The organism is Pontibacillus salipaludis, assembly GCF_014642405.1.
Taxonomy (GTDB): domain Bacteria; phylum Bacillota; class Bacilli; order Bacillales; family BH030062; genus Pontibacillus; species Pontibacillus salipaludis.
Genome location: NZ_BMIN01000003.1, coordinates 248062 through 263337, shown reverse-complemented (window position 1 = coordinate 263337; position 15276 = coordinate 248062). Strand labels below are relative to the sequence as shown.

Below are 15276 nucleotides of genomic sequence, written 5' to 3'. Positions count from 1 at the left end.
TTATTGGTCAAATTCCATATGCTTCAGCTGCATTTTATTATTATAGAAGTACTTATACATCATAAGCGTAATGTATATCGCGCTTAACGACACGGCGGAGAAAATACTTAAAGAGATTACAAGCTGATACTTAATAGCCATAATCGGACTCACCCCACCCAAAATTAACCCAGTCATCATCCCTGGCAATTGAACGAGTCCGATTGTCTTTAACTTATCAACATTTGGGATCAGAGAAGCACCAAGCGTCCTCTGTATGATGATCTGAGACGCTTGCTTTGGTTCCGCACCAAGGGACAAGGCGGCAGTGAGTCTCCCCTCATTCTCTTTGAATTCACTTTTTAACCTCTCAAGAGCTAATCCCATTGCGATCATACTGTTTCCAATTACCATACCACTCATAGGGATCACTTCATTAGGTGTGAACTCAATCATGTCAAACAGTAGCCAAAGGCCAAGAACACTGCCTTCAATCACAATCAACCCTATAAAAATGATACCAAGAACAGAGGGCAGTCCCTTCCCCTTCTTCCTGGCATGAAAGCTAGCAACTGTAATCATGATAGTGAGCATAAAAGGAATGCCTATATAAGCAGGTAAATCAAACAAATACGTAAGTAAATAACCGATAGCGAATAGTTGAATCGTGCCGCGAATAGAAGACCACATAATTCCTTTACTAAGACCTAGTTGATAGTAATAAGATAACGTCAAAGGAACAAGTACAAATACAACTAGAAAAAGTAATGATTGATTAGATATCTCTGGTGACATTAAAGATTCCTTCCTTGTTTTAAGTCATGAAAGCTTGTAGTTCTTCTGTTTTCGGATTTGATAAGAGGTCTGCCAAATTGCCTTCTTCTATGATCTCTCCGTCTGATAGGAAAATCCCACGACTCCCTAAGCGCTTAGCTTGATCCAAATGGTGGGTAACCATGATTAACGTTACCCCTTGTTCAATTGCTAACCCTTCTAACACTTGTTCAATTTCTTCTGTCGTATGTTGATCCAATGCACTAGTCGGTTCATCCAACAACAAGACAGAAGGATTATTAGCCAAGGTACGAGCTAATGAAACACGTTGTTGCTCCCCTCCTGATAGTTGATCGACTGATCGATCTAAGTAGTCAGCCGGAAGTTGCACAGCTTCTAATAAGGCTTCGGCTTTTTCACTGTTCCATTCACCATGTAGAGAGGGTCCATATTTCAGATTATCCAGTACCGTTCCCGGAAAAAGATTCGGGGCCTGCATAACTAGTCCAACTTCCTTGCGAAGCTCGGTTATGGAATAGCTTTGAAGGTCTTTACCTAAGTAATAAATACTTCCCTTGTCGGGGTCGCTCAATCGATTAAAAAGGTGTAAAAGAGTACTTTTACCAGCACCTGAAGGACCGAATAACATAACATTGTCCCCTCTTTTAATTGAAAAGTTCAAACTATGTAAAGGAGATTTTTTCACATTATCAAACGTAAAAAGCTCATTGTGTTCCAAAAGCGTTCATCCTCCTGCTCCATTTACCAAGTTGTATACTCGCTTTGTTTCCATAATAACAATCTCGCTTCAGACGAGGACCAATCAAACAAAACACCCCATCTGCTGAACATTTAATAGAAGATTAAGGCCTATATTTTAGTATAACCTCTTGTTGAGTCTTTATAAGATTAAAAGCAAGTCGTTTGTGCACCCTTCAATATAGTCACCAATATGGGGGGAACTAAACACACTGTAAGCATTCGCTAACCTGATTCAACCGCTCCCCCTCCAGTTTATACATCATAAAAATTATGACATCTACACATACGGAAAGCAACGTATAAGAATCAGTCGCATTCTACCTTAAAGGTGTCGATAAACTGAGTGCACAAATCTCTTTGACACGTCCATAATGGTACGGAAAAGTAGACAATGGGAGTGGGTTAATACCCTTACCCACTTCGATCGTATATCCCTCTTTTTGATAATCTTGGATAAACCAGTCCTTATACCCTGCATAACTATCAATCGTACGGACAGGCTCATAACCACTTCCTTTATAGAAGGCTTCTACCATATGAAATGAACGTTCTGGTTCCAGACCTTGATATCCCCAGTAGATTACCTCACCTTGAGAATGAAACGCTAATACTCGATCAAAGTTGCAACGTTTTGTTAGTTCAGCCATAGCAATAGCTTCTGGTTCTGTTAAGGGTTGTTCTCCCGGGTAATCCCTAAAACTAGGAGCTGTCGGCTTCCTTTCTTTCTCAATTTCCCAATTGGCGGGAAACTGATTATTCAAGTCTACCCCTCTAATATTAGCCTTCCATGAAGCAAAGGTCTTGTTGGCCCCATTCATCATCACTAAGCTATTGTGATTAGCATGGGAAGCATCAAGTCCATGCATAAATAAGTCGACACCGTCTGGGTTCACCATAGGAACAAGAGACAACGTTGTGTTTGCATACAAATCTCTCGCTTTAACCGATCCAAAATACTCATCCTCTTCTAAAGCCTTAGCATATGATCTCACGACACTCATTAAAAGGGCAGTTGTCATCCATTCATTTGCATGAAATGATCCATTCCAATGAATGGATTGAAGTCCTTCTCCTATCTTCAATTCATACAACGGCTTGCCTAGTACCGAGTATCCTATACTACTGCATTTAATGGTGTGGTATTGATCGGCCAACTGTTTAATATCAGCTGCTAAAACCTTAGAATCATAAGGAAACTGAACCATCCTGCACTCCTCCTTCTTCTACTATTACTTTATTCGATGGATCCATTAGCATGAATGAACCAGCATTAAGAATAACGTTTTTGTTTACTAAGGATAAGAGCCAGGGAAAACACTCGCTATCAACCGGAGAACAACCCTATCTTCCTCGTTCAATCACAAGAGATTGGTATTATTACTTGTAATAGCTAATAAAAAAGGTACTTCTGATAACAGAAGTACCTTTTTTGATACATGATTTTTTAATCCGCTACTGTTCCGTTTTGGAAGTCATAAAAGCGGAATAGGTCACCATAAACAATTTGGTCTGAATAATCAAGCTCTTGTTGAGCTTTTTTCTGTAATGGTTGACATTGGTCGCCTTCAAGTTTTTCACCAGATTCTCGATCATAGCAATGGCCATTAGCATATAAATAGTCTTCTGAGATAAAGCTACCATCTCTTAATACGACAAATGGATCTACATCGTCTGTAAAGAGATCTGTACCAAATTCAATATCGCCACCAGAATCAATACCTAGCATGCTTAGAATCGTTGGTTTTACATCCATTTGACCACTAGGCTTGGAAATGACTTTGTTGCCTTCATGACCTGGGATATGAATGAAGAAAGGTACACGTTGTAGTTGCGTGTGCTCGTATGGTGTAATCTCTTTACCTAGGAATTGAGCCATCGCGTTGTTGTGGTATTCACTAATGCCATAGTGGTCACCATAGATCACGATGATACTATCTTCATACTCACCTTCATCCTTTAGCTTCTGGAAAAACTGTTCAATTGATTCGTCCATATAACGTACCGTAGTGAAGTATTGGTTTAGAGTTTTAGAACTAGAATCATACTTATCAATGTGTTGGTCTTCCTCAGGTAACTCAAACGGGAAGTGGTTTGTTAGGGTAATGAACTTAGCATAATAAGGTTCTTCTAAATCCTTCAACATATCCACAGACTGGTCAAAGAACGCCTTATCGTTCAAGCCCCATCCAATCGTATTTTCAGGGGTCTGGTTGTAACTTTGCTCACCAATGAACTGATCATACCCTAAGGAATCGTACATAACGTCGCGGTTCCAGAAACTCTTGTTGTTAGCATGGAAAACAGCTGACGAATATCCATTTTCACCAATGATCTCTGGTACTGCATTATACTCATTTTGAGAATGAGTAAAGAACACGGCACCACGACCAAGAGGATATAGAGAATTTTCTACAACGAACTCTGAGTCTGATGTTTTCCCTTGCTCTGTTTGATGATAGAAGTTTTCAAAATAATAACTATCATCTATAAGGTCATTCAGAAATGGCGTAATTTCCTTACCGTTAATTTTTTTATTTATAACAAAGCTTTGTAAGGATTCGGCGGAAATGTAGATTACATTTTTCCCTTCTGCAATCCCTTCAAGATCGGATTCTTGATTACTTTTCACTTCCTCACTAACATATTCACGAATATCACTCATTTCGCTTCCATCCGCCAATACACGCTGGGCTTTGGTCTTGGAGTGAAGAGCTACATCGTAAATATGATAGTTAAATACTCCAATATTTTTAACTAAATATTCGCGGTCAAATGTGCGTTGAAATAGCATGGGACGTTCGATCTCTGCAAGCACAAAGTTCGCCATTACAAGAGCAATGGCAATGCCTGCTGCTCTGAATTTCATCCCTTTAAATTGAGGTTGAGCATCTACTGCTACTCGTTTACTCAAATAATAGACAATCGCTACATCCACAAATAATAGCAGATCGGTTACATAAATTAACCCCAGAATACTTGAGCCTAAATCTCCTACATTATTCGTTTGGAATAATACTGGAATCGTTAAGAAATCAGTAAAAGAACGATAATATATGACATTAAAGTACAATATTAGTGTCATAACTAATGATAAGTGCTTGGTATACTTAATTTGTCTAACTGGTTTCAGTAGAACAACAAATGTAAAGAATAATACAGCTGTCGCAAATGGATTGATTGCTAAGATAATTTCTTGCAAGAAATTCTCAATGGAAAGATCAAAGATAAAACGATAAACAAAATACGTTTTAACACCAAAAAGCAAAGCAGCGACCAAATACAATGGAAGTGACTTTCTTTGCAGCATGTTCCGTTCCTCCGTTCTATAAAATATTCTATTGTTGGTTTCACATTTCATTCGAAATATTAACTAATATAACTAATTTCCACTTTCTAAAGTATTCTAAACAACCACTAGTCTATATGACGGTTATGATAACATAAAAGTTTCAACTATTTTCAACTAATTTTTTACATACAATTTAAACGATATTCATAACAGTAGACGTGTATGCATCATAAAACCCTACACCACTAACAAAATTTCTTCTCACACGAACAATTCTTTGTAAACACAGTAAAATCCTGTAACAAATTGTTACAGGATCCCATAACTTACTTCTACCTTTACCTACTTTTTATTGAAGTGCTAAATAAGCCGCCCCAATGACTCCAGCATCGTTGCCGAGAGAAGCTATAACGAATTCTACCGCTTCTCCTGTGCGCTGTAAAGTAAATGTGTCAAATTTTGTGCGTAAAGGATCTAAGAGCTGATCCCCCGCTTTTGATACACCGCCACCGATAACAATCTTAGAAGGATTAATCGCTATAGCCATATTAGATATCGCTAATCCTAGTACAGTGGTTACATGATCTAACACATCTTCTGCTAACTTATCCCCTTCCGCTGCTGCTTCAAATACGTCTCTAGCTGACACTTTCCCTGTTTCATTATAAATTTCTTTTAATGAAGTAGAGCGTCCTTGTTCAATGCCATCAATAGCTGATCGTACAATGCCTGTAGCAGAAGCTTCTGTTTCGAGACACCCCGTTCTTCCACAATTACAGTTTCTTCCGCCTTCAGCGATTACCGTCATATGACCGAGTTCTGCTACCGTTCCATTTGCACCGTGAAGGAGTTCACCATTAGCTATAATGCCGCCTCCAACACCTGTGCCTAGTGTATAAGCTAGTAAATTATCTGCCTTATCTCCTGCACCTTTCCAGTACTCTCCTAATGCTGCGAGATTTGCATCATTTTCTATTCGAACATTATATCCGGTAGCCTCTCCTAATAACTCGCTTAAAGGAACATCTCTCCAGCCACCAATATTTACAGCTTCATAGACGATTCCTTCTTCCAAACTAATATAACCAGGTGCTCCTACACCAATTCCTCTAAAATCATCAAAAGATAGCTCTAGCTTTCGTTGCTCATTCGCAATTGATGTGGAAATATCTTGCACCATTTTTTCTGGTCCGCCTTCTGAGACAGTAGGAATTTCCCACTTATGAATAATCTCGCCATTATATGTAACGAAAGCTAGTTTGACTGTAGTGCCCCCGATATCAATTCCAATTACGTGTTTTTGTTCCATGTCCTTCACCCTTCACCTCTGGCTTTTTGAACTTTTGAAATTTCTTGACGAAGAAGGAGAATAGCCATTTGAAAATCTTGGTCTGATACAAACTGTGATTTGTATAATTCTCGTATCTCCATTTCCATTAATTCTAAGTCAGCTATTCGATCCCCAATATAAATGACAGTTCCAAATTTCATTAATAATTGTTGAATATCATAAATCGATTTCATATCATCACCATTATATATTATAGCAAGCGTTCCCATTAAAAGAAATAATGAATCCTTTATGAATAATCGAACACAAAAAAACCCCAATCTTATCGATCAGGGTCTTGAGGGTGCAAAAAGGCAGGTCGTCTGTTTTTAAGTGGCATAGGTGAGCGTAAAATAACGTCGCGAAAAGCTCGGTAGGAAAATGGTAGAAATGGCCATAAATAGGCAGTCTTAAATGTGTTTAAACTCGTCAAATATAAAATCCATATCGTAGTACCGATTACAAATCCCTTCACTTCAAATAGGGCTGTTACGATCAACAAACCTAGCCTCGTCAAACGGTTAGCTAAACTAAGTTCATAGCTCGGGGTACAATAAGTACCAATGACGGCTGCAGCCAGGTAGAGAACAACCTCATTCGAGAATAATCCCACCTCAATAGCTACTTGGCCAATTAGAATTGCTGCCACTAATCCTAAAGCGGTAGCCAGGGCCGATGGAGTATGAATGGCCGCCATCCTCAACGTGTCAATTCCAATCTCAGCAATTAGAAATTGAACGATCAGAGGTAAAACGCCGAGTTCAGTAGGTCCTATATATTTAAGTTGTTCAGGCAGTAATGAAGAATCAATAGAAAACAAGTAATACAGCGGCAATACAAATATAGATGCAAATACAGCGAAAAAGCGCACAAAACGTAAATAAGCTCCTACAGATGGCTTTTGTCTATATTCCTCCGCATGTTGCAAATGATGCCAAAATGTGGCCGGGGTAATCATTACACTAGGTGATCCATCAATCATTAACAAAATATGCCCCTCATAAATATGGGCTGCTGCCGTGTCTGGCCTTTCAGTATAGCGAATTGTCGGGTAAGGACTCCAATGCTGTCCACTTAAAAATTCTTCTACTGTTTTTTCAGCCATGGGCAATGCATCGGTATCAATTAATTGAAGCGTCTCCTTTAAATGCTTTACCTTATCCAAATCTGCTACATCTTCTAGATAACATATACAAACGTCTGTCTTGGAGCGGCGACCAATTTGTAAATACTCCATTCTCAACGAACGATCACGTACTCGTCTTCTTGTTAAGGCAGTATTGAATACAATTGTCTCAACATAACCATCTCGTGAACCTCTCACAACTTTCTCGATGTCAGGTTCTTGCGGTCCACGTACCGGGTACGTTCTGGCATCAATCATAATAATTTTATCATCTATGCCTTCTACAAGAAGAGCAGTAGGACCAGCAAGAACCCAGTCGGTCGCTTCGTTTAAGTCTGTTTTATGATCAAGCTCTACATAAGGAAGATGGGTACGGAGTAACTTCTCAAATGGATTTGGCTCTAATTGTTCTGGTTCAAGCTCAGATAAGAGCTTCATTAAATAATGAAGAATCTCATCTTTAACAAAGCCGTCTATCATAAAGAGGGCCATTCTTCGTCCTGCGTACTCTAAGTCAAGTTGAATGACATCAAAACTCTTACCAACGCCAAGCCTATCCTTCATGTATTGGACATTTTCATCATAATTGTTGAACATTGGCTGCTTTTCCATTTCATCACCCTGCTTTATAAAGGTCTAACCTCATTGTTTGCACAAACCTTTATAAGCATACATACAATTACTCTACGAGCTCTGATTGAACATAGGCAAAGAGTAAATTAAACGTGTGTTCTAACGACGTTACATGTGTTCTCTCAACCGCATGAGAAGCATCGATTCCCGGACCTATTAAACCGTGTTTCACATCCGCTCCAGCGCGAATTGCAGCAGAAGCATCTGACCCATAATAAGGATAAATATCAATCTCATATCCTATATCATTATGTTCTGCAAGCTGAACCAGGTGTTGGCGAAGTCCATAATGATACGGACCCGAAGAATCTTTCGCACAAATAGAAGCGATGTATTCGGTCGTTGTTTGTCCGTCTCCTATAGCTCCCATATCAACAGCCAAATACTCTACAGTCTCTTCTGGAATACTGGCATTTCCTCCGTAACCAATCTCTTCGTTATTTGATATATAGAAGTGGGTTGTATATGGCAGAACCACACCTTCCTCCTTTAGGGTGTCAACAAGATGCATTAAAATCGCAACACTCGCTTTATCATCTAGGTGACGTGACTTTACAAACCCGTTATCTGTTACTTGAAAACGTGGATCAAACGAAACAAAGTCACCCACTTGAACGCCAAGGTCTTTTGTATCTTGCGCATTATGTACTTCAGCGTCTACACGAACTTCAATATTCTCTTGGTTTCGTTTAGCTTCTCCACCATCTTTATATACGTGAACAGAAGTTTGGTGCATCAAAATTGTACCTGAGTACGTTGCCCCACTAGCCGTATGAATCTCACAATATTCTCCTTCAACGCTATTCCAACGAAACCCACCAATCATAGACAACTTCAAAGTTCCATCAGACTTTATTTCTTTCACCATAGCACCGAGCGTATCCACATGAGCCGTTAATAAACGCTGCTGTGTATTGTCTTCTCCTTCGAGCGTTGCAATGAGAGCGCCCTTCTTCGTTTTATAAGCAGGCACCTCAAGGTCTTCGAAATACGTTGCACAGTGATCGATGCATGCTTCTGTGTATCCAGAAGGACTAGGAATGTTAACAAGTTGTTCCAATATACCAGTTATCGCTTGCGTTTGTTTCATAACAATCTCCCCTTTTCATTTTCATAACTTTCTATCTACTATCATACATATGAATGACACAGGATGTCCAAAAGAAAAGGGGACTTGCATAATGAAAAAGATCATTTGGATTATACTTATTGGCCACGCAGTCGGCTTTTTTGTTGTGTTCCAATGGCTCCAGAATGATGCTCAAAATGTAGTGAAATACTTTCCGCTTGATGAGACGGTTTCTTTCGAAGAGACAAGCACATCTTTAAAAATGCTCTCTGAAAGTGACCAGGATGAATACGAAATTAACTGGACCACAAATTCTAAACTAAAGGAACCCGTATATCTACGACAGGATATTTCACTACTTTATGAAGATGGACGATTAAAAGGTGTGCTAGGAAAATGGAAGGAAAATAGCCAGGATCTAGTTCAAGAAGAGAAAGTTCAAGGAGAAGATAGCGGTCATTATCAAGCCATTACGTACCATCATGGAGAGATTCATTACCCTGATGACCGTATTAAAAGTATTCAAGATATGACTCAAAGTGAGCTTTACGTCATTGACTCGCCATTAACTCCACTAGAGTCATTCACAGAACCGGAGAATCAGCAACAGATCGATTGGAAAGAAACACTCGACCGAGCTACTCAGCAACAGTTAGCGTATAGATGGAACCAACTCGTTACTCATTTCTCTATCCCTTTAGAACAATATGAACGGATCCCACTTACCACTTTACCCGAATACAAAACAAAGCCCCTCCCTGGTTTAGACATTGAACAAACTCAACAAGTCATCGGACAATTGTGGGAAGGACTTTATAAAAACTATATTCTTGATTTCACGGCTTCATCTAACCCTACCAACCAAACAAGCTATGTGCCTCTTATCTTAGCTGATAAGGACGGGAAGCACTTACTCGTATTATATGAGAACGCACGTGGGAAGAAAGAAAAATTACTTCAATATTATCCTGAACCTTCTAGCTCGCCCAAAAGTTCTTGATAATCTTCGGCTTCAGGGTTGATTTCTATTGCTTTTTGAACGGCATCGATCGCAAGTTCTCTTTTCCCTTGTCTGGCATACAGCACTCCCAGGTTATAATGAGCTGAATCATTCTGTGGATCTAACTCCACTGAACGCTTTAAATCTGTAATGGCTTGCTTCACTTGATCTTGTTGGATGTATCCATAGGAGCGAATGAAGTATAGGACACTATTCTCGTTGTTCTGTTCTTCTATCGCTTGATTAGCTACATCGAAAGCCTGTTCAAACTGACCATTTTCCTGATAATAGGAAGCAAGAACAGTTTGGGTATGAAGAGAGGAATCCTCGTTTGCCGCGAGGCCAGCCCATATGAGGGACCCAGCTACAGCTAAAACAGCCACAAAGCTCAACGCTTGTGAGAGCCCATTTCTCTTCTTAGGAAAATGCACAAACGAAGAGGCTAAAAAGCCCCCAACTAAACCACCTAAGTGTGCACCAATATCAACTTGAGGGATCGCGAAACTAAAGACAATGTTAATAATCAATATCCCAATAATACTACTCCCCATTGTTCTAAAGAATAATTTCTTGTAAATCAACCCAAAGAACAACAGGGCTCCAAAAAGACCATAAATGGCTCCGGAAGCACCAGCTGCAACATTCTGAGAGAGGGCAAAGCTTGCAAGTCCGCCAACAATACCACTTATAAAGTAAATCGCGAGAAAACGGACACTCCCAAACATTCTCTCAACAGCATTCCCCAGGTAATAAAGAGCTAACATGTTCAGTAAAATATGAGCGATACCAATATGGAGAAACATGGAGCTAACAATACGCCACCATTCCCCCTCTACAATTAGTGGGTTAAATTTAGCACCATATTCAATAAGGGTAGTCGTATTCTGACTCCCACCATTAAGCTCTAATACAACAAACATTAAAATGTTAATGGCAATAAATAGATAAGTGAGTATAGGTTTGCCACGGCTTAAAATAGCCTGCTGATTTTTGATGTTAGCCTCAATTGCTTGGTCAACAGCTTTTCTTAGTTTTGGCACCTGACTCTCCATCTCTTCTTCATCTTTAGGAGAGAAAGAATTCTCTTGAAGGTGTAAGGATTCATAAATATTTTCTAAACTCTGCTCCCTCTCTCGCTGCACAACGAAATACGTATACATGCGCACAGGCTTTTTTGCTTTTATATGTACCGGATCTCTTTCCCAGTCATCAACAGGTGGGAATTGAGAAATATAGATCGAATGGACATGAACTTCTCGCCCTATTAATGTTTTCGTAAGCCTTTTTACTTTCTCAGCTACTACATCCTGATCACGCTTTAGGTGGTTTGACCAATCAAATGTTTGTTGCTTAAGTCGTATAACATCTGTACTCTTACCTTTATTCTTCTCAAGCCACACTTCACGACGGTCTCGATCAATATGAATCACTTCAAAATCATGACTAGATATGAAGTTGTAGGTCATTTTCCAAAAGTAATAAATATCCTCTAAATACATGAGCCTCTCCCCTTTCCTTCATCTTACCAAATCCATAGTCCTAGATACCAAAAAAACGTTCAGCCGTATCTACGACTGAACGTTTTTTTAAAGGATGGACCGTCCTAAGACTTGTGGTAAGATCTTTTCTCTTAGATAAGGCATCCGCATACTCACACGAACGACAACTTTCCTTAATAAATCATACGCTAAAACGCCATTTAATATGCGATATTTGTATCGATTCAACGCATATGCTCCTACTATTAAGAAGAATAACCACATGATCACTCTCATCTTAACCCACCTATCCCTATTTGATAGGCTTAGTATGTGAATAGAGGAAAATTTTATTCTTCGTTATATTTCTCTAGCACTGGGTTTAACGTTTCCCGTAACACGCTTGCAGAATTGGCAAATTGAGCTTCTTCTATTTCATCTAAATCAATCTGAAGTATTTCTCTTATTCCAGAACGATTCACGATAGCTGGTACACCAATATAAACGTCTTTCTCACCATATTCACCACTTATATAGGCTGATACTGTCAGTATTGAATTTTCATTATGAAGAATAGCTTTAGTAAGTCTCACTAATCCCATCGCAATGCCGTAATAGGTAGCACCTTTTCGTTGAATAATATGGTAAGCGGCATCACGAACCCCTTCAAAGAGTGGAGCTAAGTCACGCTCACTATATTTCTCTGGATTGTCCTTAATTCGATCATATATAGAGCGCCCACCGATGTTCGCATGACTCCATGCAGGAAGTTCAGAGTCTCCATGCTCTCCCATTATATAGGCATGAACATTACGGGAATCAACGTTAAAGTACTCTCCTAAAGAATAACGAAGGCGAGCTGTATCTAAAATCGTTCCAGACCCAATCACTCGATGTTTAGGTAAGCCAGAGAACTTCCAAGTCATATAAGTTAAAATATCAACAGGATTTGTTGCTACAAGGAAAATTCCGTCAAATCCTGACTCCATCACTTGGTCTACGATCGACTTGAAAATAGCAGAGTTTTTCTCGACAAGATCTAACCGAGTTTCTCCAGGCTTTTGGTTTGCGCCTGCTGTTATGACAACGAGGTCAGCAGAAGCACAGTCACTATAATCGCCATACCAGATCTTCGTATAGGATGGAGCAAAAGCAAGACCATGATTTAGGTCCATTGCGTCGCCTTCTGATTTCTCTTTATTCACATCAATTAAGACGAGCTCGTCCCCCACACCTTGGTTCAATAGAGCAAAGGCATAACTCGATCCCACAAAACCTGTACCTATTAACGCAATACGATTAACTCTTTCCACTCTCCATCATCCCTTCTTCAAATGAAATGTTTTCCTTTTCCCTATTTACATTGTACATGACTGGTAAAACTCCAGAAACTATAGATAGCGCTTTCATTGTTAAGATATTGTTACAAATCTTTATAACCGAAATCCTTTTTCAGTGACAATATGATTTACCGGAACATCATAGTCCTCAAACGGTACCCTTTCTACTAGCTGCGCTTCTGTCGCTAAAGCTACTGTTTGATTCGCATATGTTGCCAAGTAGCGATCATAATAACCTCCTCCATACCCAATGCGATATCCGTTATAATCAAAGATTAACCCAGGGACAAGCATGAGATCGATGGAGTTAGGTTCATAGACCGGGCAGAGAGTAGGCACAGGTTCTTGCAGACCAAAATAGACTGTCTCTAATTGATCAAATGAAGAAAGCTCGTGAAAATCTAGATGGCTTTCTTTTGGTGTACACTTTGGAACAACAACCTTTTTCCCTTCTTGCCAAGCTAACTCAATAATAGGTGCCGTCTCAACCTCATGTGCTTGAGCAATCGTACAGCCAATTGTAGAAGCCTCTTCCCATAATTGACTATTTAGGAGAGCCAAATAGATTTCTTGTTCTTTTTGCTTTTTCTCTTCCTCACTCATTTTCTTTAACACTTCTTTTCCATATGTACGCAATTCTAACTTTGTTTTCATCTGTACACCTCTTTCGTTACTATTTATGATCATTATTGTCATTAATTGATTTAAGAGTGCTTATTTGGAATAGATTAAAACCGACAACAAACGTTAGGATTGTTGAATACTTGAAGTTAAGAGTGTGGGGCCGTTACGTTTATTTAGTGCTAGGGGTGTCTGGGGAATGACTCGCTTTACGCGGGCGAGCTGTCGAGCCTCTTTCTCCCGCAGGAGTCTCCCCATTCCCCAGACACCCCTTATCAGAATTTGTATAACGTCCCCCTCAACTCGAGCATGAGGGTGATTCAACCATCTGCCTCCCTTTGGCATGCTTCCGTTCCTTTAATATATGGCAGAGGTGGTTCGGGACAATAATGTCTCAACCTTAAGTCTTCCGGATAAGGGGGCATATATGAAACAAGTAAATAAACACTAACAAAGCCTAAATAAAAAACGATAAAAAAAACAGTAGGAGCTAATCCTACTGTTTACTTCGTTTCACGATGAAGAGTGTGTTTCTTCAAACGTGGGCAATATTTCTTAAGTTCTAAGCGTTCAGGGTTTGTACGCTTGTTTTTTGTGCTAATATAGTTGCGGTCACCAGTTTCAGTGCAAGCAAGTGTAATGTTTACACGCATCGTTTATCCCTCCAAATACCATTCTTTACTCTGTTTAATGTATTTACATACTTTATCAGACTTATTAATAGTATCAAATCATACTTATTCTTTCAAGGTTGTTTTACTCTTTTATTCGGTTAGGGTGCATTTTTTTATCTATTGTACCCACAGATAAAGTGAGCCTAAAAATATTGTAAAACGAGCATAAGGTCGGTTTTCTGTAGTGTCTTTGTATGATATAACTAGTAAAGAAATGAAATGAGGTGAAGAAATGATTTACATGTTTTTAACGCTATTTTCTGTAGCACTTGTTCTTTACATCCTCTCTTTCTTTACAAAGAGTCGAATACAAGATTTAGAAGAGCAAATAGAAGAGATTTCCTTAAATACAATTCAGGAAACCTATCAACTTAAGAAGAAAATGAAGGTTCTTGAAGAAGAACTTCTTATAGAAGAAGATGCAGGTCCATTTTACAAGGAAAGCGTTTCTAGAGCGTCTAATGAGTCTGATGGAGGCTCAATCGGTCATAAAGTGTTAACACTTTATCAAGAAGGACACACAACTAAGGAAATCGCTGAGAAGACGTCTATGAAAGAACATGATATTTTTGTTACGTTGCGTCAGTATTCAAGCGAGAAACAGCGAGGTGTGAATTCATGAAACACACACTAAGAGCTTTTGCGCTTGGCCTGTTAACAGCTACGTCTTTACTTGCCTTCGCCTATTCCCAACAGGATTTAAATGAAGCAAAAGCTACAGAACTTTCAAAAGAAGACGCAAAAGCCCTCCTAAAAGAAAAAGGGTATGTGGTTTTAACGGAGAATAAATGGACTAAATTAACAGAAGAAGCTTCTTCTGTAAAAGAAACGAATACAAACACACAAGACAAAGAAGAAACGGATCAAAAAGCAACCCAAGATGATACCTCCGAATCATCCAAAGTGAATGCTTACAAATTGTCTATTCAAGAAGGCATGGTCCCTGAGGACATTAGTCAAGCATTAGCAGAAAATAATATTATTGAGGATGCGGAAGCATTTAGACAATACTTAACAGAAAATGAATTTAGTCGTTACATACAGATTGGTGAGTATACTGTTGTTGACCAAATGTCATTTTTAGAAATCGCAAAGATTATCACTCGCTAAGAAGTGGTTGTGAATTGAGCATCGAATTGCATAGCAATTTGATGCTCATTTTTGTTATGTGCACTTTTTTGATTGGATCTGTTAATGGTTA

The 15276-nt window shown here is 39.1% G+C and carries 16 protein-coding genes; 3 read left to right on the top strand and 13 right to left on the bottom strand.

From position 1 onward, the window contains the following. The 8 genes from IEW76_RS05260 to IEW76_RS05225 form a co-directional block, all read right to left on the bottom strand. On the bottom strand, positions 1–774 hold the full coding sequence (locus IEW76_RS05260) for an ABC transporter permease (protein WP_188651551.1): 774 nt from the start codon (positions 772–774) through the stop codon (positions 1–3). A gap of 19 nt (positions 775–793) precedes the next feature. After that, a complete protein-coding gene (locus tag IEW76_RS05255) occupies positions 794–1492 on the bottom strand; it encodes an ABC transporter ATP-binding protein (RefSeq protein WP_229721127.1) in 699 nt (232 codons plus the stop codon). 340 nt (positions 1493–1832) lie between these two features. Next, the gene (locus tag IEW76_RS05250; RefSeq protein ID WP_188651550.1) at positions 1833–2720 is read right to left on the bottom strand and encodes a M14 family metallopeptidase; all 888 of its coding nucleotides are present in this window, start codon (positions 2718–2720) and stop codon (positions 1833–1835) included. A 239-nt stretch (positions 2721–2959) separates the two neighbouring features. Then, entirely contained in the window at positions 2960–4822 is a 1863-nt protein-coding gene (locus IEW76_RS05245; protein ID WP_188651549.1) for an LTA synthase family protein, read from the bottom strand. Between the two features lie 331 nt (positions 4823–5153). Continuing rightward, on the bottom strand, positions 5154–6113 hold the full coding sequence (locus IEW76_RS05240; protein WP_188651548.1) for an ROK family glucokinase: 960 nt from the start codon (positions 6111–6113) through the stop codon (positions 5154–5156). Positions 6114–6118: 5 nt separating this feature from the next. Continuing rightward, positions 6119–6328 (bottom strand): YqgQ family protein, encoded by a 210-nt coding sequence (locus tag IEW76_RS05235; RefSeq protein WP_373285948.1) that lies wholly within the window; start codon positions 6326–6328, stop codon positions 6119–6121. Between the two features lie 89 nt (positions 6329–6417). Then, entirely contained in the window at positions 6418–7872 is a 1455-nt protein-coding gene (locus IEW76_RS05230) for a spore germination protein (protein ID WP_188651547.1), read from the bottom strand. A 67-nt stretch (positions 7873–7939) separates the two neighbouring features. Beyond that, positions 7940–8983, bottom strand: coding sequence for a M42 family metallopeptidase (locus tag IEW76_RS05225; RefSeq protein ID WP_188651546.1), 1044 nt, complete (start codon positions 8981–8983; stop codon positions 7940–7942). 91 nt (positions 8984–9074) lie between these two features. Here IEW76_RS05225 and IEW76_RS05220 point away from each other — a divergent pair, with 91 nt between their 5' ends. Further along, positions 9075–9962, top strand: coding sequence for a hypothetical protein (locus IEW76_RS05220; RefSeq protein ID WP_188651545.1), 888 nt, complete (start codon positions 9075–9077; stop codon positions 9960–9962). Here IEW76_RS05220 and IEW76_RS05215 read toward each other — a convergent pair. The 5 genes from IEW76_RS05215 to rpmG all read right to left on the bottom strand — a co-directional run bounded on the left by IEW76_RS05215 (position 9926) and on the right by rpmG (position 14054). After that, on the bottom strand, positions 9926–11461 hold the full coding sequence (locus IEW76_RS05215) for a rhomboid family intramembrane serine protease (RefSeq protein WP_188651543.1): 1536 nt from the start codon (positions 11459–11461) through the stop codon (positions 9926–9928). The two genes, IEW76_RS05220 and IEW76_RS05215, sit on opposite strands and share 37 nt — an antisense overlap. 87 nt (positions 11462–11548) lie before the next feature. Then, positions 11549–11737 (bottom strand): protein YqgO, encoded by a 189-nt coding sequence (yqgO, locus tag IEW76_RS05210; protein WP_188651541.1) that lies wholly within the window; start codon positions 11735–11737, stop codon positions 11549–11551. A 53-nt stretch (positions 11738–11790) separates the two neighbouring features. After that, a complete protein-coding gene (locus IEW76_RS05205) occupies positions 11791–12753 on the bottom strand; it encodes an L-lactate dehydrogenase (RefSeq protein ID WP_188651539.1) in 963 nt (320 codons plus the stop codon). Positions 12754–12873: 120 nt separating this feature from the next. Continuing rightward, entirely contained in the window at positions 12874–13434 is a 561-nt protein-coding gene (locus IEW76_RS05200; RefSeq protein WP_188651537.1) for a 5-formyltetrahydrofolate cyclo-ligase, read from the bottom strand. Between the two features lie 470 nt (positions 13435–13904). Continuing rightward, positions 13905–14054 (bottom strand): 50S ribosomal protein L33, encoded by a 150-nt coding sequence (rpmG, locus tag IEW76_RS05195; RefSeq protein WP_036782142.1) that lies wholly within the window; start codon positions 14052–14054, stop codon positions 13905–13907. 253 nt (positions 14055–14307) lie between these two features. On the opposite strand from rpmG, the gene IEW76_RS05190 reads away from it, so the two are divergent. Both IEW76_RS05190 and IEW76_RS20780 read left to right on the top strand, forming a co-directional pair. Continuing rightward, a complete protein-coding gene (locus tag IEW76_RS05190) occupies positions 14308–14697 on the top strand; it encodes a hypothetical protein (RefSeq protein WP_188651535.1) in 390 nt (129 codons plus the stop codon). After that, complete coding sequence (locus IEW76_RS20780; protein ID WP_229721126.1) at positions 14694–15185, top strand: endolytic transglycosylase MltG; 492 nt, start codon at positions 14694–14696, stop codon at positions 15183–15185. The genes IEW76_RS05190 and IEW76_RS20780 overlap by 4 nt, the downstream gene beginning before the upstream one ends. Positions 15186–15276 lie beyond the last annotated feature (91 nt).

Coding starts and splice junctions, on each gene's coding strand:
- IEW76_RS05225 (WP_188651546.1), bottom strand. CDS start 8,983: ATGAAACAAACGCAAGCGATAACTGGTATATTGGAACAACTTGTTAAC.
- IEW76_RS05240 (WP_188651548.1), bottom strand. CDS start 6,113: ATGGAACAAAAACACGTAATTGGAATTGATATCGGGGGCACTACAGTC.
- IEW76_RS05230 (WP_188651547.1), bottom strand. CDS start 7,872: ATGGAAAAGCAGCCAATGTTCAACAATTATGATGAAAATGTCCAATAC.
- IEW76_RS05200 (WP_188651537.1), bottom strand. CDS start 13,434: ATGAAAACAAAGTTAGAATTGCGTACATATGGAAAAGAAGTGTTAAAG.
- IEW76_RS05245 (WP_188651549.1), bottom strand. CDS start 4,822: ATGCTGCAAAGAAAGTCACTTCCATTGTATTTGGTCGCTGCTTTGCTT.
- IEW76_RS05215 (WP_188651543.1), bottom strand. CDS start 11,461: ATGTATTTAGAGGATATTTATTACTTTTGGAAAATGACCTACAACTTC.
- IEW76_RS05190 (WP_188651535.1), top strand. CDS start 14,308: ATGATTTACATGTTTTTAACGCTATTTTCTGTAGCACTTGTTCTTTAC.
- IEW76_RS20780 (WP_229721126.1), top strand. CDS start 14,694: ATGAAACACACACTAAGAGCTTTTGCGCTTGGCCTGTTAACAGCTACG.
- IEW76_RS05220 (WP_188651545.1), top strand. CDS start 9,075: ATGAAAAAGATCATTTGGATTATACTTATTGGCCACGCAGTCGGCTTT.
- yqgO (WP_188651541.1), bottom strand. CDS start 11,737: ATGAGAGTGATCATGTGGTTATTCTTCTTAATAGTAGGAGCATATGCG.
- rpmG (WP_036782142.1), bottom strand. CDS start 14,054: ATGCGTGTAAACATTACACTTGCTTGCACTGAAACTGGTGACCGCAAC.
- IEW76_RS05260 (WP_188651551.1), bottom strand. CDS start 774: ATGTCACCAGAGATATCTAATCAATCATTACTTTTTCTAGTTGTATTT.
- IEW76_RS05235 (WP_373285948.1), bottom strand. CDS start 6,328: ATGAAATCGATTTATGATATTCAACAATTATTAATGAAATTTGGAACT.
- IEW76_RS05250 (WP_188651550.1), bottom strand. CDS start 2,720: ATGGTTCAGTTTCCTTATGATTCTAAGGTTTTAGCAGCTGATATTAAA.